Raw genomic sequence first — 16514 nt, 5'->3', positions numbered from 1 at the left:
TCACAAGAATCAAATATCGAGTCAATAAATAACTCACTCTTATTTATTATTGACAGGGCGGGTCGGCTTTCTCATTCTCAAGCAAGAAAGGGGTGGTCGTGCCTGAATATTCATCTCAGACAAACTCGATTGGCTCGCACGGGTCAGAGGTGCGCGGAACGAACCAAAGCGGCATGCGGGCCCGAAACGAACGCCTTGTGTTATCTCTTGTCCGGCGCCATCAGGCCCTTGCGAAGTCCGAAATCGCGCGCATGACGGGACTGTCGGCACAAACGGTTTCCGTCATTATGCGTCTATTGGAAAAGGATGGGTTGCTTCTGCGCGGTGAACCGGTTCGCGGGAAAGTCGGGCAGCCTTCTGTTCCTATGCGCCTCAATCCGGATGGTGCGTTCTTCTTTGGGCTTAAAGTCGGGCGCCGCAGTACCGAACTGGTTTTGACTGACTTTGTCGGAAACGTGCGGCAACGAGAGAGGCGAACCTATGACTATCCAACGCCGAATGCCACTTTGGATTTTTCCAGAGAGAGTCTTGGGAAAGTGATGTCGTCCATGTCACCTGAGTCCAAAAGCCGGATCGCGGGGCTCGGAATAGCTATGCCCTTTTACCTGTGGGACTGGGCGAAGACTTTGCAGGTTCCTCAGGAAAAAATGGACCCGTGGCGCGCGTCGGACTTAAAAGCGGACCTGGCTCTCAGCTGCAATATGCCAGTTTTCCTTCAAAATGACGCGACAGCGGCCTGTGGTGCGGAATTGGTTTTTGGCCCGGCTGACGGGCCAAGAGATTTTTTGTATTTCTACGTCGGCTTCTTCATTGGCGGCGGGGTGGTCCTTAATGGCTCGATCTTTTCTGGTCGGGGAAATGCAGGCGCGCTCGGTCCTTTGCCTGTTCCTGATGACGCAGGCGGTGTGAAGCCGCTGATTGACGTGGCTAGCCTTTATGTGCTCGAGCGTGCAATCACGACAGCAGGGGCAACCTCGCATTCTTTATGGGAATCGACCGAGCATTGGGATGTGCCAAAAGCTCAACTGGAGAACTGGTTGAATAAGACCGCGAGCGGGATTGCATATGCGATTGTATCATCATGCAGTTTAATCGACTTTGAATGCGTAAAGATTGACGGCTGGATGCCGCCGGACATCAAGGCGCATTTGGTTGAATTGGTCGAAAACAAACTGTCCGAGGTTAACCTGACCGGTCTTGAGCGCCCTTTGGTGCTGGCGGGGGCCGTGGGCCCGGATGCGCGCTCGCTGGGCGCAGCAAGCTTGCCGTTGTCGGAAAGGTATCTTTCAGAAGCCTAGAAGTGTATTTCCCCTTCTTCCACTGATGCTTACCAAAGCACGTCAAACCACACCAGACTTCCCAGGCTCATAACTTTTTTGACCGCCATCACAATTGATCGTTGACGGAGACTGGGATTGTCTGGCAAGCCGCTGGACATGTCCGGTTCCGGGGCGCGCTCTGGAATCAATAGGGAATGCGGTGCGGGCTCAGGCCCAATTCCGCAACTGCACCCGCAACTGTAAGCGGCGAGCAGGGCTGAAACGCCACTGGGGTTTTCCCGGGAAGGCCAGTCCGACGCTTTGACCCGCAAGTCAGGATACCTGCCGGGCATGTGCCCCCATAAGGGGCGCTCCTCATCGGCGACGGGATGTGCGTCGGACCAGGATGCCTGAAAGGGCAATTTGGCGTTGGATGTCCCGCAGTCAAAGTGAATTTCGCACCGGGATTGGCGCGACGGGACAAGGACGACTGTTCATGAAAAAGCTGCTCAGTGCAGCCGCTGCAGCGATGGCACTTCCTGCCATGGCAAATGCGCATTTCCTTTTGGAATACACCACCGACACCATGATCGAGAAACCCGGCGATGTGCCGGTCAAGCTGATCTTCTGGCATCCGTTCGAGAACGGTCATGTCATGGATATGGAAAAGCCGCAGGAATTCTATGTGATCCACAACGGCAAAAAAACTGATTTACTTGATACGCTGGAACCTGTCCGCTTCACCGGTGGAGAAAACGAGGGGGCGGCGTTCAAAGGCAGTGTTCCTGTCAAACGTTCGGGCGATTACGTGCTGGTGACGGTTCCTCAACCTTATTATGAGGAAGCCGAAGACATCTATATCCAGCAGTTCACCAAAGCGTTCCTGAACCGCAACGCATTGCCGACCGACTGGATGAACCCTGTGGGTCTGCTGACCGAGATCATACCGCTTAACAAGCCGACCAACATCATCGCGGGTTCGACCTTCACGGGCCGTGTGATGGCTGATGGTCAGCCGGTTGCAGGTGCTGAGATCGAGATCGAGTACATGGCCGCCGAACCTGGCATGGAGAGCTCGGCCGCTTCGACACCGAAGGTGTCACCAATGCCGGGTGGTGCCGTGGTCGCCATATCGGACGACAACGGGTACTTTTCGTTTGGCGTTCCAAAAGCCGGTTACTGGGGTTTCGCAGCACTAGGTTCAGGTCCAGTGACCGAACATGAGGGTAAAGAACTTAGTCAGGATGCGGTCATCTGGATCCGCGCCTGGGATCTGGAGTAAACCCAAATGCACATCGTCGACGGAGCCCTTTCCAACCCGGTCGTGGTCGGCGGTGCCGTCGCCGCTGCGGGTGGGATTGCCATGGGCCTCAGGTCACTTGATCTTGACCGCATCCCCACTGCCGGAGTGTTGTCAGCCAGTTTCTTCGTGGCATCGTTGATCCACGTACCCATTGGTCCGTCATCGGTACATTTGATCCTCAATGGCATGGCTGGACTGCTGCTTGGCTGGGCCGCATTCCCGGCTTTGTTCGTCGGGCTTTTGCTGCAGGCGGTCTTTTTCGGCTTTGGCGGATTGACGGTGTTGGGGATCAACACCGTCAATATCGCTTTGCCCGCGGTGGTGGCCGGATTGTTGTTTGGTCGTCTGATCGCGCGTGGGACGCCTTTGCAGGGTGCGATCTGGGGTGGCTTGGGCGGCGCATTTGCCATTGCGGCGACGACCGGCATGGTCGCGACTTCACTGGCACTGTCGGGGGATGAGTTCCTGCCCGCTGCCAAGCTTGTTTTCTTTGCACATATACCTGTCATGGCCATCGAAGCGATTTTGACCGGGTTCGCCGTTTTGCTGGCGCGCAAAGTCAAGCCCGAGCTGTTTGTCAGAGGAGCGACCACATGAAGCATCTGGTTATCACACTGGCTTTGTGCTGTGCGCCTTTGTCTGCGCAGGCGCATAAAGTCATAGCCGGTGTTTTTGTGTCCGGTGATGCCATAGAGGGTGAGATCGGTTTTTCCAGCGGCGATATGGCAAGCGATACCGAAGTCATTGTTACTGGCCCGGATGGGGCAGAGCTGGGTCGCACGGTGACGGATGCAGACGGGTTTTTTATCTATACTCCGAACTCAGCCGTGGCGCATACATTCTTTGCTGACCTGGGCGCCGGGCACGTGGCCCAGGTTACTATGCCTGCAGAGGACGTCGCGCAGATTATGGGTGTTGTCGCAGAAAAAGCGGACAGCGCAACTTCGGCGACCATGGCCCAGACTGTCGGTTCCGCGACTTCACTAGGCCAAGAGGAACGACAGGTTATCGCAAAGGCCGTTCGTGACGAGTTGCGCCCGCTCAGGCGCGAGATCGCGGCCTATCGCGAACAGAATGACCTGCAAACCATCCTTGGCGGGATCGGGTACATCGTTGGTCTGTTCGGTCTGGGCTTTTACATGGCGGCGCGCCGCAAGCTGGCGGCCTGATGGCACACGTCCTGGGGCACCAAGAGAAAACACTGGCCGAAGCCGGTGACGGGCCTGAAGGTCTGATCAACCTGCTGGATCCCCGGATGCGGATCGTCATGGCAGTTGCTTTTGCAGTCGTGACCGTGGCGCTGTCAGCCCTCATTGCGCTTTGCGCGGCGTTGACCGTTTCTCTTTCGCTTTTGATGATTTCACGCTTGCCGTGGCGAAAGACGTTGAAGCGAATGGCCATGATGGATGGATTCATCCTGTTTATGCTGATCCTGCTGCCCTTTTCCATGCCCGGAGACCTGATGTTCACGCTTTGGGGGTACCCGGCAAGCTGGCAAGGTTTCTGGAAAGCGGTCCAGATTTCTTTGACCGCCAATGCCGTGATCCTGTCCCTGCTGGTGTTGGTTGGCACGATGGAGCCGGTCACTCTGGGTCACGCCTTGCATCGTCTGCGTTGCCCTGAAAAGCTGGTTTACCTTCTGATGTTTACAATTCGGTATATCGAGGTGTTGCGGGAAGAGTATCTGCGCTTGCGCGCCGCCATGAAGGTGCGCGGTTTTCGGCCAGCGACCAACTGGCACACATATCGCAGCTTTGGTTACCTGGTGGGCATGATGCTGGTGCGCGCGATCGAAAGATCGGAACGCATTCTGGCCGCGATGAAGTGCCGGGGGTTTTCCGGGCGTATGCCGTTGCTTCAGGAATTTGACCTGACCCGCAGAGACATTGTGTTTGCTGCTGGATTCAGCGGTCTCTGCCTGGGTCTGATCATTCTGGAATTCGTATGACACTGATCGCGCTAGAAGACATCTGTTTTTCCTACCCCGGCCAGCCACCCGTCCTCGACGGGGCAAGCCTGAGCCTGAATGCCGGGCAGCGCCTGTCTCTGACTGGTCCGAACGGTGCGGGAAAATCGACGCTCCTGCGCATCATACTTGGGTTGCAGCGCCCGAGTTCTGGCACCGTCACCGTTTTTGGTCAGCAACGCGTGGAGGAGGCGGATTTCCACGAAGTGCGCCGCCGGGTGGGGCTTGTATTTCAGGATGCGGACGATCAACTGTTCTGCCCGACCGTCGCCGAAGACATCGCCTTTGGGCCGCTCAATCTGGGCAAGACACGCGACGAAGCGATTGCCATTGTCGATGAAGTGCTGGGCGATCTGGACTTGATGCACTTAAAGAACCGCATCACACACAAATTGTCAGGCGGTGAAAAACGGCTGGTGACACTGGCGACAGTTCTGGCGATGGATCCCGAAGCTCTGTTGCTGGACGAACCGACGAATGCGCTGGATACGAAAAACGAAGCGCGCTTGCTGGAAATCCTGCGAGCGTTGCCACAGGCGATTCTGCTGGTCAGTCATTCGCCGGCGTTCCGCACGGAACTGGCACCGGATGAACTGGACCTTCGCGACGGGAAGCTGGTGCCGGCCTGACCTGTTCTCGTGGCAACCAGATACAGTGGTTTCAGAAATGCTATCAAGCCGCCTGAGCAAAGCCATGAAGCCGAAAGCGAACCCTGTGCGTCGTCAGGCCTGGATTATGTCCGCTTTCGGCTCATCAGCCCATATCTGACAGCCCATGCCCGAAAGGATCCGCGTCTGCGCCTGTCCTGTTTCACAGGTTGTTTGGATTGCGCACCGCCTTTGCGATTGAATTCGAACACGTCGATTACCCGCTCGGCGCAGCCACAGGCTTCGCCCATGCCGACTTTGGCGAAATAGAACTTCTCGAAACGCTCCGGGTTTTGCATGGCTGACCTCCTGATTGCATTAAACCCCTTGAAGGGAGTCTTGCCAAATCACTTTCATGCGTTTCAAGCAGCCGCGCTATGGTGCGGCAAATTCGTTTCCTGTCCAGACATTGTCCAGTTGATTGAAGATCGGTGAGGTAATGAGCATTTCAGCGGAATAAAGCAGTTGCAGCTCGTCCGCAAACCGCGTGACGCCCGGCACAAGCCCGGTGATATTGCGCCATTCTGCCCAGGTTCCGGGATTCGACAGGCTGGTCGGATTGCCGGGATCAGCTGTCTGGTGCCACCCGGCGGCGTTCAGTAGTGGCGTGAGCGCAAAGCGCGCATCATTGCTGTCGACCTCGGAACAGACTGCGGCATCGCATTCCCAACTCGTCCAGTCCGCCGCCGCGATGGTTCCGGCGATCGGAGCGGCGGCGTCGATGACCCGAACCAAAACCTCGAAACCGCCACCAGCAGTCGGGCGGCTTAGCGACAGGGGATCGGTTGCCACGGCGTGTAAAGCCGCAGTTGGCGCCAGGCTGAGTGTTCGGCCGATCAGAGCCAACTGTGCAGAGCCGTCTGTTGCGGGCGCAGACCCCGCGGAAGGCAGAATCCTGACGGGTGTCAAAATCGGAACCGCGCCACCACGGATCGTGATTTCCTGCACAGCATTGTCAAAGGCCGGAACAAAGTCGCTGCGGATCGTATAGGTCAACGGGAAGCTGGGTTGTTGTGGCCCCGCAGGTCGGGCGCCGTCACGTGTGACAAAGGACAACGCAGGAACGGCACCGGGCTGTGGCAGCGAAATCTGCGGCCCTGCTATGCCCAGAGCGGCCGCGATCATGCGCGAGCGCTGTTCGGCCTCTCCATATTCGCTCAGCAGATTTAAGTAGCCGCCGATCTCGGTGATATTGCGCGGCGCTGGGATGCGGGATGGGGCAACGTCGCCTGCGATGGCCAGTCTGTGGGCTATCACCTCTCGGGCGCGCTGTATCGCCGGAGAGTTGGTGGTTTCGAGAATATTGATGATGGCCTCGGCAAGGCTTTCATCAATACCGGGTTCGGGGGTTGCATTTGTGCTGGTGTCACTCATCGTCGTCCTCCGCAGGGGCGCTCAGGCCATTGAGGAAATCCAGAACGGACTGGCTGCCGGCCTTGGTTGCGCTGCCGTCATCCGCATCTGTATTCGCTTTGGTAAAGGCCCCAAAGAGCTTGGCCAGAAGCAACGTGTTGGAGGGATTCGCCAGAGCGGCAGCACCGCCGGGGAAATCCTTGAACAGGTTTTGCGTAAAGGCCGCTTGGTTGCCGCCCGGTTGTCCGCCGATCAGCGCAGAAACACCGGAGGCGTTCTTGGCGATATCTTCAAACCCCTTGATCTTTACGGCATTGTCGGCAGCTGACTTTTTCTTTTCGGCAGCTTGTTTCTTGGCTTCTTCCTCTTTGCGGGCCGCAGCGATCTCCTGGCCCTTGCCTGCAAGCTCAGTGGCCTTGCCGACAAGCTCTTTGGTCAGATCCGTCGCTGTGTCTATGGCCTTGTCCCGACCGGCGGCGACTGATTGTGTTTCCAGTGCCAGTTGCGCCTGCAGCTCCTTCAGACCTGTCAGATCGGTTCCCGCCCGCGCGAGATCGGGCGCGGCCTTGAGGATTTCGGCCAGTTGCGAAGTGGGCACGGCCTGGCCTGTGCCAATGTCCCCACCTGCGATGGTGAGCGTGTTCGAAGGTTGATTGGCCGGCAGGTCTGATGGCGCACGGGTGCCAAAGATTGCATCGCTGTCCACGGGTAAGACCGGCGTGTCACCAACCGGAGGTGGCGTCGGGCTGTCCTGCCAGTTCCAGAAGCGGCGATGGTCGATCATCTCGCAGGAATTGCAGCGGCCCAGTACGGCCTCGCCCAACAGGCCTCTGGTCGGCAGTGAGATCGTGCGGCGCGGTGGTCGGAAGTCTTCCCGATGGAAGGCCAGCAGACTGTCCTGAATGTCGCCGGTCCGCATCTCCATTCTGTCGGCCAGATCGGGCGGGATCGAGAATGGCATGATCATCGCATTGCCGTAGAAGCCCAACACCTTGTTTTGGACCGTGCTGAGCAGTGATATCTCGCTTGAAGCGTCATCCAACCCGCCATCCGGCACGCCAATCGTGAAACGTTCCAGCAGGATGGCGCGTTCTTCATCCGTCATACTGGCCCAGATCACGCGGGAATAGCGAACGGTGTCGGCCACGATATGTTGATACATTTCTTCGATCCGCCGTAGATCACGACGCGACAGCACGTCCGGCACTTCCTGTACGGAATAGGGCAGGGTTGCAGGCAATGCCTGGAATGTGTTGTCGTCAACGATGGTCTGTGCGTCTTCGTTCATGCGCGCCTCAAACTCGCTGATCATTGGCGCGCCGATCAGATCGTCGAAATCCGAACCCGAAATCGTCGTGTGAAGGCTCCGGTTGATGTTGCGCGTGGCGCGATCCAGATCATCGGCATCTTCTAGGTTTGAGATATGCTCCCAAATGTTGAAGATGTTGATCGGGTCGGGGCCGGTATAGAATGAGTAGGCAAAAGAGCCCGTCCGCCTGCGCAACTCGACGCGGGCGATGTCGGAACGTTCGACCGAGCGGGGCAAAGCCACGGATCCGGTATAAGTCCGCCGATTCGTTGGATCGCGGCGCGCGTCAGCCAGCCGAACCAGCAAGTTTTCGCGTGTCTCGGCAGGCAAGTCATGCAGGTTGTCGATGTCAATCGGCGATCCGGTCAGAGGCACCGGTCCGACGCGGTCGCCATCCTGAGTGAAGATCACGGCGGAAATGTCATCGTTGGGCATAAAAGTGCCCTGAGCCTCAAAACTGACGATGTCCTGCGCGACACCCGGAGCATTTTGCGGAGATGCGTCCTTGTCGGCATAAAACTCTTCCAGCAGTTTGAGCGCGGTGCGGAATCTGCGACGGTTTCGGAACACGCGACGGAAAACGTCTGCGTGGCGCAGGATCACTTTGTACCGGTGCAGCAACCCGGACCGGTTGACATTGCCCGGCAATTGATCGCCTTGCCCCAGGCGGCGAAAGCGGATGAGTTGCATTGGAACGAAGACCACCAATTGCACCCCTTCGATCCGCGTTTCCAGGGAAAAGTCGCGCAGAACTTCGAACCATTGCATCGTCATTGCATGACAATGGTTGCGGTTGGCCACGAACTTTGTTGTCGCCGTCCGCCGATCACTTGCCGTTGCGGTTCGCACACTTGTTCGGGCAGAGTTTCTTTTGACAGAAGCGGCCCGTTCCAGCGCGGCCGAGAACGTCTCATGCGTATCTGACAGAAAATCGCGTGATGTGTTCTGCGTGTTGGACGAACTGCCTGACGAGTTGGAACTGGAGCGCGCTCCGCTGAAGCCGACCCCGCCAACTATGGCCCCGATGCCGCCAAACAGACCGCCACCAATGCCACCCGCACCACCAAAACTCTTTGTAGACGCCTTGGTCGAGAAGGAGGACGTACCGCGGATCACTTCATCGAGCGCGGTTTCAAACGTATTGTTGAAGGAAGTGTCGCGCGCTTCTTCGAATTCCTGTTGTTCCTCGAACGTCAGGCTTTCACGTTCGCGCACGGTCAGGGTTTCACGTTGTTCCGAAACGACGATCCGCTGTTCCTCGCCCGGGGCAAGCGGCAGGGAATAGACCAGACGGCCCAACGACATACCGGCGTGAACGGCGGTCGAGCGCATCTTGGCAATGTAGCCGAGCGCAAGGCTGGAGGCCTTTGGCACATCTTGCGGGCGCTGCTCAAGATCTTCGAAGAAATCTTCTACATCAATGGGTTCGTCAATTGGTATCCGGTCGCGAAAATCCCAGTCTCCGCCGTCATTGTTGAAAGCGTTCAAAAGGGTTTCGGCAGAAAGGTTGGCCTGCGCAAAAGTGCTGCCCGGGATTGTCGTGACAAAGCGATTGCCGCCAACAGGGCGGGTTCGGACGATATTTTTCGGCCCGACCAGCGGATCAATCAACCGGTAGAGAACCGAATAGCGCCGTCGTGAAACTGTGCCACCTTCGGTCCGGTATTCCGAGGCGCAGTCACCTTCGCCCAGCACGATGGGCGCCTGCGTGCCGGTGAAATCGGATATGTTCTCTTCCGCATCCTCGGGATCCACCGGTAGAATATCAGCAAGCTCGCCCAGGACCGAGCGCTGCAAAGGGAGGACAGTGCGATCCAGCACCACAAGTCCCAGTTCGCCATCCAATGCATCAATGCGCGGCACCGCTTCAGTCAGAGTGGTGTTCTGCCCGCGAATTCGCAACCTCAGGCCATTTTGCGGCAGCCGCAAGTTGGGCAGATCAAGGGAAAACAGGCCCCGCGCATCCGTAACGGCGGCTTTTACAGCCCAGGAAAAATCCGCGTTGTCGATACCTTCATTGGCGGTAAAGGTGGGGCGCAGCGCTTCAACGATTACCCGCTCGGCGGGGGCCCCGTCGGGATTGATCAGTTCTCCGCGCAGTTTCGGGGCAAGGGTAGGGACGACAGCGCCCAGAAATCCCTCGGCCAGATCTTTGCGAATGGTTTCGAGCTGTCGAAAGACTGCACCAGTGGCCTGCACGCGCTGATCGACCAGATCGTTGATTACTTCGGCGGACAGGTCGATACCGACACCACGGCGCAACGCCTTGAGTTTCTCGGCTTCGACGCGTCTGAGATCGTCAACACTGTCAGCTGTAAAGCTGGCCGATCCTGAGATTTCCGCCGAGATCGTGGGATTTGGTCGGGAGGTCGGAAGGGACAGCGTAATACGCGGGGGCTCACTGCTGGAGTCGGACATGAAGTCACCTCGTTGGAAAGCGCGGCAAGAAACTGAGTGCGGGGAAAATCAAATCTTGAAAGTTGACCTAACGTAACACGTTTCAGGGATTCGCAAAAGAAACGCTCGGGCCTGCCTTTTCCGCGACGCGTTTCGAGCGCAGGTTCCAAAATGCTTTCCAGCAATGGATCTGGCGATTATTTCGTGAAACCGGTTTCCTTCAGCTTCTGCGCCAGCGAACTCATTTGCCTGTAAATTTCACCTGCATCGCGGTGCCACGCCGCTACATCCGTACCCTGCCGGGCAACGACCTCTTCGTCCCCTCTTGCCGCTGGACCGGTCAGGGCAGCTTGCGGCCCAAGAAGGTCGACGTTTTCGACTGTGCTGCTCAACAAACCAGCGTTGAGCTTGCGGGCAGTTTCGTCCGGCACGCCCGCCTCGGCCCACGCCTCGCGGGCGATGGCCTGCAAGACAACGGCGAAGTTGTTCGATATCACAGCGGCTGCATGATACAGGCTTTTGCTTTCAGACCGGATGGGAAAACAGGTGGCCCCCAATCCTTCCAGAAGCGGTTGAATGAACGCTGTGGCTTCTTCGTCGCCTTCCAACCCGCACAGCGCCTCTTTGAATTGCGCGGCAGCGGCCTGTGTATCGGCGAAAGACAGGACGGGGTGAACGCTGGCCAGAGACCACGAGAAGCTGCGCAACGACGCCAGTTGCTCGGCGGGATAATAGCCGCTGCAATGGAACGCCACTGAAGGCTTCCCGGTTATTTCTTGGTTCTCGAACGCCTCTTTCAATTCGTGGGCCACCGAAGAAATTTGCGTGTCGGGCACTGATATGATCCACAGATCAGCGGGTCGCAAATCGGCATAGCTTCCTGCAACGCGCCCGGTTTTGGACAATTGGGCGGCTTCATTTGCCGAGTGAAAGGATGTGCTCAGAACATCCTGAATACGGCAGCCATCAGTGCCATCCAGAAGGCTGATCAGCGTTTTGCCGACCCGCCCGGCACCGACAACGTTTATTTTGATTTCAGTCATCCGGACTCTCTGTTCTCGTCGTCTAGTCGGCGCCACGGTGGGACGAATAGAAAAACGCAATGGCTTGTGTTCTGTTTTTGACGTTCAGCTTCTCATAGATATTTGACAGGTGAAACTTGACCGTGTTGGTGGATATCTGAAGTTCCTTGGACAGTTCCCGGTTCGACATCCCCTGTGCCAAGGCCTCCAGAATGGCGCGTTCCTTGCGTGAAAGGCTTTGAATCGGATCCTGTTTCATCTTCCGGACGTCGATGAACGGAAACACCATCTTGCCTGCTGCCACTTCGGCACAGGTCTCAAGAAGCACGTCAACCTCGCCCGAGCGGGCAGCAAATCCAGCGGCACCCGCCTGCATGGCCAATCGCGGGACATCTCCGGAGGCATCGCCGTAGATCACAAAGCGCGGAGCACCGGCCTGATCGCGCAACACCTCGATCAATTTGGCAGCGCCCAGGGCCGGAAGCGTCCAGTCCACAACGCCGACCTGAACAGGTATCCGCATCACCGTTCCCAGAAAACCTTCTGCCGTCGCCGACGTGGCAACCAGAGAGAATCGCGGATCACGTTCGAATATTTCCGACATGGCAGACAGAACCAGCGGATTGCTGTCGGCAAGCATGATGTCGATGGGTTTGCCCGATGTTTCAACCATATGATTTTGCCCTGACTTTCTAAAAAACTACCCAAAAGAATGGGGAAATTTTCGGTATACCTTGGTATTTTTACCAATATAGGTGGGTAAAACCCCATACTTTTAGACATCCAAAAGCAGTAGTAAGTTACGTTGTGCCCTTGGGCAAGCTCGCGTTTTCTGGTCGACACCTTAACACATCAGGCCGCAATGCCCGGCCAACAGCCGAGGATGTCAGACCATGACTTTTCAGATTTTCCCTCCGCTCGAAATTCCCGAGACCCTTGCCGCGGGGCCAGGGCCGGGCAACACGGATGAACGTGTTCTGAAAGCCTTCGCCGACGCAGGTGTTGCCGATCACATGCAGGGCGATGTCCTCAGGGGCATGATCGAATGCAAGCATATGCTGCGGAAAATCTGGGGCACTGGAAACGCTTATACGTTCGCTGTCGCGGGTACCGGCTGGAGCGCTCTGGACACCATGTTCTCGGCCGTCATGCCGGGCGACAAGGTTGTTGCGTTCACCAACGGCACATTCTCGGGGATCGACGCGCTGACGCTGCGGATCAAGGCGGCCACGGCCGCCGAGCACGCGGCCAGCCCACTTGACCCACAGGCGGCGAGTGTCACAGTAGTCGAAGTTCCACATGGCCAACCGGTGGCGGCTGAGATGGTTGAAGCCGCTCTGGCTGGACACAAACCGAAATGGGCCTTCATGGCGCATTGGGAAACCGGATCCGGCAGGGTGAACGACCTGCGCGGTTTCTCGGACGCGTGTGAACGTCATGGGGCGATGGGGCTGATCGATGCGGTTTCGTCTCTGGGTGTCGAAGACTTTTCGATCGATGACTATCCGGGTGTCGCAGGTTGGGCATCCTGTCCACAGAAAGGCCTGTGCTGCCTGCCGCTGACCTATGCCCCTGTCAGCTTTACCGATGCCTATATCGAGACGTTGAAATCCACAGGTGCCTATACCTATGTGCACAATCCGATTTTTGAGGCCCGTCACTGGGGCATCGTCGATGGGCAGGACGTGGAAAAGGGCACCTACCACCGAACCCATTCGGGGTACGCGGTGGCTGCGTTCCACGAGTCATTGCGCCTGACCTTGCTGGAAGGTCTGGCCAAGCGGTCGATGTCTTACCGGACGCATGAAAAAGTTCTTCGAGACGCGGTGACCGAGATGGGATGCGAGGTCACCTCGGACATGCCTAGCCTGGTCGTGCTCAACCTGCCTTCCGAACTTTCTGGCCGCGAGATGGAACTGGTGCAGAACTGCCGTGCACGCGGGTTTGGCATCTGGCCCACTTTGAGCGAACCGGTGCAGGTGCGCATCGGCATCCTCAATCAATTGAATCGCGAGGCCGTCAGCCGGATCGTACGCCTGTTCGCCGAAGCCATTCGCGAGCTGGGCGGTAAGGTCGATCAAGACGCGATCGAAGCTCTGCTGGAAAGCCGTTACGGCACTTCAATAGCTGCGTAAACAGGAGCGCATCAGATGGATATCCACGAATACCAGGCGAAAGAAGTTCTTTCGAAATTTGGCGTCGATGTGCCCGCGGGTGCGCTTGCCTACAGTCCTGAACAAGCGGCCTACCGGGCGCGTGAACTGGGTGGCGACAAATGGATTGTCAAGGCGCAGGTCCATGCGGGCGGTCGCGGCAAGGCCGGAGGGGTCAAGCTCTGCAACAGCGAAAACGAAATCTACAAGGCTTGTGATGATCTGTTCGGTCGCAAGCTGGTCACGCATCAGACAGGTCCTGAAGGCAAAGGCATCTATCGTGTTTATGTCGAAGCCGCAGTACCGATTGACCGCGAAATTTACCTTGGCTTTGTTCTGGACCGCTCCAGCCAGCGGGTGATGATCGTTGCCTCGTCCGAAGGCGGAATGGAGATCGAGGATATCTCGGCCGACCGCCCCGACAGCATAGTAAGGTCCATCGTGGAACCGGCCGTCGGGCTTCAGGAATTTCAGGCCCGTGAAATCGCCTTCAATCTTGGGGTTGAAGCCAAACTGATCCAGCAAATGGTGCGGACGTTTCAGGGCTGTTATGCCGCCTTCAGCAATCTCGACGCCACGATGGTTGAAATCAACCCGCTGGTCATCACCGGTGATGATCGGGTGCTGGCGCTGGATGCCAAGATGAGCTTTGACGACAACGCCCTGTTCCGCCACCCCCAGATCGCCGAATTGCGCGACAAGAGCCAGGAAGACCCGCGCGAAAGCCGCGCCGCGGATCGTGGGCTGTCTTATGTCGGACTTGACGGCAATATCGGCTGCATCGTCAACGGGGCCGGTCTAGCGATGGCCACCATGGACACGATCAAGCTGGCAGGCGGCGAGCCTGCAAATTTCCTCGACATCGGGGGAGGCGCGTCACCTGAACGGGTGGCCAAGGCGTTCCGGCTGGTTCTGTCGGATGACAATGTTCAGGCCATTCTGGTCAACATCTTCGCTGGTATCAACCGCTGCGACTGGGTGGCTGAAGGTGTCGTGCAGGCGTTGAAGGAACTTGATCTCGATCTTCCGGTCGTTGTGCGGCTGGCCGGAACGAATGTCGAAGAAGGCCAGAAAATCCTTGCCAAATCCGGACTGCCGATCATTCGCGCCACGACGCTGATGGAGGCGGCAGAACGCGCTGTGGGCGCGTGGAAAAACGACCTTACTCAAGGCACCAAGATGAGGGCTGTTTAATGAGCATTCTTCTCGATCGTGACACGCGCGTCATCGTACAGGGCATCACCGGTCGTATGGCCCGGTTCCATACCAAGGACATGCTGAACTATGGCACAAACGTGGTGGGTGGCGTGGTGCCCGGCAAGGGTGGCGAAACCGTCGAAGGCGTTCCGGTTTTTGACACCGTCAAGCAGGCCGTCGAAGTCACCGGCGCGGATGCCAGCCTGGTCTTCGTGCCGCCCCCGTTCGCTGCGGATTCGATCATGGAGGCCGCAGATGCCGGTATCCGCTATTGCGTCTGCATCACCGACGGCATTCCGGCACAGGATATGATCCGGGTAAAACGGTATATGTATCGCTACCCCAAAGAGAAGCGCATGGTGCTGACCGGTCCGAACTGCGCCGGCACCATCTCGCCCGGAAAGGCGTTGTTGGGCATCATGCCAGGACATATCTATCTTCCCGGACATGTAGGGATCATCGGTCGCTCGGGGACATTGGGTTATGAGGCGGCAGCCCAGCTGAAAGAGCGTGGGATCGGCGTTTCGACCAGCGTCGGGATCGGAGGCGACCCGATAAACGGGTCATCCTTCAAAGACATCCTTCAGCGGTTTGAAGATGACGAAGACACGCATGTCATTGCGATGATAGGTGAAATCGGAGGCCCGCAGGAGGCGGAAGCCGCCGAATATATTCGCGACCACATCTCCAAACCTGTGATCGCCTATGTCGCCGGCCTGACAGCTCCGAAAGGCCGTACCATGGGGCACGCAGGTGCGATCATCTCGGCCTTCGGCGAAAGCGCCAGCGAAAAGGTCGAGATTCTTTCCGCCGCAGGTGTCACCGTGGCCGAAAACCCTGCCGTGATCGGTGAGACAATCGCCCGAGTGATGGAGGCTGCGTGATGGTCAAACCTTCGGTTCTGGTAACCCGTCGCTGGCCCGCTGCCGTTGAGGCACAGCTGGCCGAGAACTACAACACCGTACTGAACATCGGGGACAAACCCATGTCCCCGGCTGAAATCCGGCAAGCGTTGAAATCTTATGACGCCGTTCTGCCCACTGTAACGGACACGCTGAGCGCCGAGGCACTGGATGTGCCAGGTGTACAGACGAAGATTCTTGCCAATTATGGTGTTGGGTACAGCCATATCTGCGAGCCATCGGCACGCGAATTGGGTATGACCGTGACCAACACGCCCGATGTTTTGTCCGAATGCACCGCCGATATCGCCATGACCCTTCTGCTGATGGTTGCGCGTCGGGCAGGTGAGGGCGAACGCGAGCTGCGTTCAGGTAAGTGGACAGGATGGCGACCGACGCATCTGGTGGGAACCAAGGTCAGCGGTAAGACACTGGGCATCATCGGATATGGCCGTATCGGACAGGAGATGGCACGCCGTGCTCATCACGGGTTCGGTATGGACGTGCTGGTCTGCAACCGAAGCGCCGTATCGCCCGATGTTCTCGCCGAATGCAATGCGAGACAGGTGGACACCATAGACGACCTGCTGCCGCAATGTGACTTTGTCTCATTGCATTGTCCGGGCGGCGCAGCCAACCGTCATCTGATCAATTCGCGCAGACTTGGCCTGATGAGGCCCCACGCATTCCTGATAAATACCGCACGGGGCGAAGTGATCGACGAATGGGCGCTGATCCAGGCTTTGATGTTTGACATGATCGGCGGCGCTGCATTGGACGTTTTCGATGATGAACCGCGTGTCAGCCCGGACCTGTTGCAATGCGACAACCTCGTCATGCTGCCTCATCTGGGCAGTGCAACACGCGAAGCACGCGAGGCGATGGGGTTTCGGGTTCTCGACAACCTGAGCGATTTTTTCGAAGGCCGTGAACCTCGGGACCGTGTGATCTGAGGGCACCATCAAACACCACGCAATGGCTTCCAACGCAGCCCTGGCTGTATTGC

15 protein-coding genes and 1 riboswitch are annotated in these 16514 nt (G+C 57.6%); of the genes, 10 read left to right on the top strand and 5 right to left on the bottom strand.

All coding sequences use genetic code 11. From position 1 onward, the window contains the following. Window positions 1-173: 173 nt before the first annotated feature. The 6 genes from D1823_RS20570 (at window position 174) to D1823_RS20545 (ending at window position 5157) form a co-directional block, all read left to right on the top strand. Window positions 174-1298, top strand: coding sequence for an ROK family transcriptional regulator (locus tag D1823_RS20570; RefSeq protein WP_117874065.1), 1125 nt, complete (start codon window positions 174-176; stop codon window positions 1296-1298). A gap of 126 nt (window positions 1299-1424) precedes the next feature. Continuing rightward, window positions 1425-1624, top strand: a riboswitch (cobalamin riboswitch). Window positions 1625-1755: 131 nt separating this feature from the next. Then, window positions 1756-2541: a DUF4198 domain-containing protein gene (locus D1823_RS20565; RefSeq protein WP_117874063.1), complete on the top strand. Its 786-nt coding sequence runs from the start codon at window positions 1756-1758 to the stop codon at window positions 2539-2541. Window positions 2542-2547: 6 nt separating this feature from the next. Next, entirely contained in the window at window positions 2548-3159 is a 612-nt protein-coding gene (cbiM, locus tag D1823_RS20560; RefSeq protein ID WP_117873580.1) for a cobalt transporter CbiM, read from the top strand. Next, the gene (locus D1823_RS20555; RefSeq protein WP_117873578.1) at window positions 3156-3731 is read left to right on the top strand and encodes a cobalt ABC transporter permease; all 576 of its coding nucleotides are present in this window, start codon (window positions 3156-3158) and stop codon (window positions 3729-3731) included. Before cbiM ends, D1823_RS20555 begins: the two co-directional genes overlap by 4 nt. Continuing rightward, the gene (cbiQ, locus tag D1823_RS20550; protein WP_117873576.1) at window positions 3731-4510 is read left to right on the top strand and encodes a cobalt ECF transporter T component CbiQ; all 780 of its coding nucleotides are present in this window, start codon (window positions 3731-3733) and stop codon (window positions 4508-4510) included. Before D1823_RS20555 ends, cbiQ begins: the two co-directional genes overlap by 1 nt. Continuing rightward, on the top strand, window positions 4507-5157 hold the full coding sequence (locus tag D1823_RS20545) for an energy-coupling factor ABC transporter ATP-binding protein (protein WP_117873574.1): 651 nt from the start codon (window positions 4507-4509) through the stop codon (window positions 5155-5157). Before cbiQ ends, D1823_RS20545 begins: the two co-directional genes overlap by 4 nt. A gap of 104 nt (window positions 5158-5261) precedes the next feature. On the opposite strand, the gene D1823_RS20540 is transcribed toward D1823_RS20545, so the two are convergent. The 5 genes from D1823_RS20540 to D1823_RS20520 form a co-directional block, all read right to left on the bottom strand. Continuing rightward, window positions 5262-5474 carry a hypothetical protein gene (locus D1823_RS20540; RefSeq protein ID WP_117873572.1) on the bottom strand — a complete coding sequence of 71 codons (213 nt, stop codon included), beginning with the start codon at window positions 5472-5474 and terminating at the stop codon, window positions 5262-5264. A gap of 76 nt (window positions 5475-5550) precedes the next feature. Further along, on the bottom strand, window positions 5551-6549 hold the full coding sequence (locus D1823_RS20535) for a hypothetical protein (RefSeq protein ID WP_117873570.1): 999 nt from the start codon (window positions 6547-6549) through the stop codon (window positions 5551-5553). Continuing rightward, window positions 6542-10255: a hypothetical protein gene (locus tag D1823_RS20530; protein ID WP_117873568.1), complete on the bottom strand. Its 3714-nt coding sequence runs from the start codon at window positions 10253-10255 to the stop codon at window positions 6542-6544. Before D1823_RS20530 ends, D1823_RS20535 begins: the two co-directional genes overlap by 8 nt. 176 nt (window positions 10256-10431) lie before the next feature. Beyond that, on the bottom strand, window positions 10432-11277 hold the full coding sequence (locus D1823_RS20525) for a Rossmann-like and DUF2520 domain-containing protein (protein WP_117873566.1): 846 nt from the start codon (window positions 11275-11277) through the stop codon (window positions 10432-10434). A gap of 22 nt (window positions 11278-11299) precedes the next feature. Beyond that, window positions 11300-11929, bottom strand: a complete 630-nt coding sequence (locus D1823_RS20520) for a response regulator transcription factor (RefSeq protein ID WP_254683847.1) — start codon at window positions 11927-11929, stop codon at window positions 11300-11302. Between the two features lie 220 nt (window positions 11930-12149). Between D1823_RS20520 and D1823_RS20515 the strand changes: the two genes are divergently transcribed. Genes D1823_RS20515 through D1823_RS20500 form a run of 4 tightly spaced genes read left to right on the top strand, consistent with a single transcriptional unit; the run spans window position 12150 to window position 16461 of the window. Then, window positions 12150-13391 (top strand): aminotransferase class V-fold PLP-dependent enzyme, encoded by a 1242-nt coding sequence (locus D1823_RS20515; protein ID WP_117873564.1) that lies wholly within the window; start codon window positions 12150-12152, stop codon window positions 13389-13391. Between the two features lie 15 nt (window positions 13392-13406). After that, on the top strand, window positions 13407-14603 hold the full coding sequence (locus tag D1823_RS20510; protein ID WP_117873562.1) for a malate--CoA ligase subunit beta: 1197 nt from the start codon (window positions 13407-13409) through the stop codon (window positions 14601-14603). After that, on the top strand, window positions 14603-15490 hold the full coding sequence (sucD, locus tag D1823_RS20505; protein ID WP_117873560.1) for a succinate--CoA ligase subunit alpha: 888 nt from the start codon (window positions 14603-14605) through the stop codon (window positions 15488-15490). Before D1823_RS20510 ends, sucD begins: the two co-directional genes overlap by 1 nt. Continuing rightward, window positions 15490-16461 (top strand): D-glycerate dehydrogenase, encoded by a 972-nt coding sequence (locus D1823_RS20500; protein WP_117873558.1) that lies wholly within the window; start codon window positions 15490-15492, stop codon window positions 16459-16461. The genes sucD and D1823_RS20500 overlap by 1 nt, the downstream gene beginning before the upstream one ends. Window positions 16462-16514: the final 53 nt, after the last annotated feature.

The organism is Ruegeria sp. AD91A (assembly GCF_003443535.1).
Lineage (GTDB): Bacteria > Pseudomonadota > Alphaproteobacteria > Rhodobacterales > Rhodobacteraceae > Ruegeria.
This window is presented reverse-complemented; position numbering and strand designations above follow the sequence as displayed.

Coding starts and splice junctions, on each gene's coding strand:
- cbiQ (WP_117873576.1), top strand. CDS start 3,731: ATGGCACACGTCCTGGGGCACCAAGAGAAAACACTGGCCGAAGCCGGT.
- D1823_RS20530 (WP_117873568.1), bottom strand. CDS start 10,255: ATGTCCGACTCCAGCAGTGAGCCCCCGCGTATTACGCTGTCCCTTCCG.
- D1823_RS20520 (WP_254683847.1), bottom strand. CDS start 11,929: ATGGTTGAAACATCGGGCAAACCCATCGACATCATGCTTGCCGACAGC.
- D1823_RS20535 (WP_117873570.1), bottom strand. CDS start 6,549: ATGAGTGACACCAGCACAAATGCAACCCCCGAACCCGGTATTGATGAA.
- D1823_RS20515 (WP_117873564.1), top strand. CDS start 12,150: ATGACTTTTCAGATTTTCCCTCCGCTCGAAATTCCCGAGACCCTTGCC.
- D1823_RS20540 (WP_117873572.1), bottom strand. CDS start 5,474: ATGCAAAACCCGGAGCGTTTCGAGAAGTTCTATTTCGCCAAAGTCGGC.
- D1823_RS20500 (WP_117873558.1), top strand. CDS start 15,490: ATGGTCAAACCTTCGGTTCTGGTAACCCGTCGCTGGCCCGCTGCCGTT.
- D1823_RS20510 (WP_117873562.1), top strand. CDS start 13,407: ATGGATATCCACGAATACCAGGCGAAAGAAGTTCTTTCGAAATTTGGC.
- D1823_RS20545 (WP_117873574.1), top strand. CDS start 4,507: ATGACACTGATCGCGCTAGAAGACATCTGTTTTTCCTACCCCGGCCAG.
- sucD (WP_117873560.1), top strand. CDS start 14,603: ATGAGCATTCTTCTCGATCGTGACACGCGCGTCATCGTACAGGGCATC.
- D1823_RS20555 (WP_117873578.1), top strand. CDS start 3,156: ATGAAGCATCTGGTTATCACACTGGCTTTGTGCTGTGCGCCTTTGTCT.
- D1823_RS20565 (WP_117874063.1), top strand. CDS start 1,756: ATGAAAAAGCTGCTCAGTGCAGCCGCTGCAGCGATGGCACTTCCTGCC.
- D1823_RS20570 (WP_117874065.1), top strand. CDS start 174: ATGCGGGCCCGAAACGAACGCCTTGTGTTATCTCTTGTCCGGCGCCAT.
- cbiM (WP_117873580.1), top strand. CDS start 2,548: ATGCACATCGTCGACGGAGCCCTTTCCAACCCGGTCGTGGTCGGCGGT.
- D1823_RS20525 (WP_117873566.1), bottom strand. CDS start 11,277: ATGACTGAAATCAAAATAAACGTTGTCGGTGCCGGGCGGGTCGGCAAA.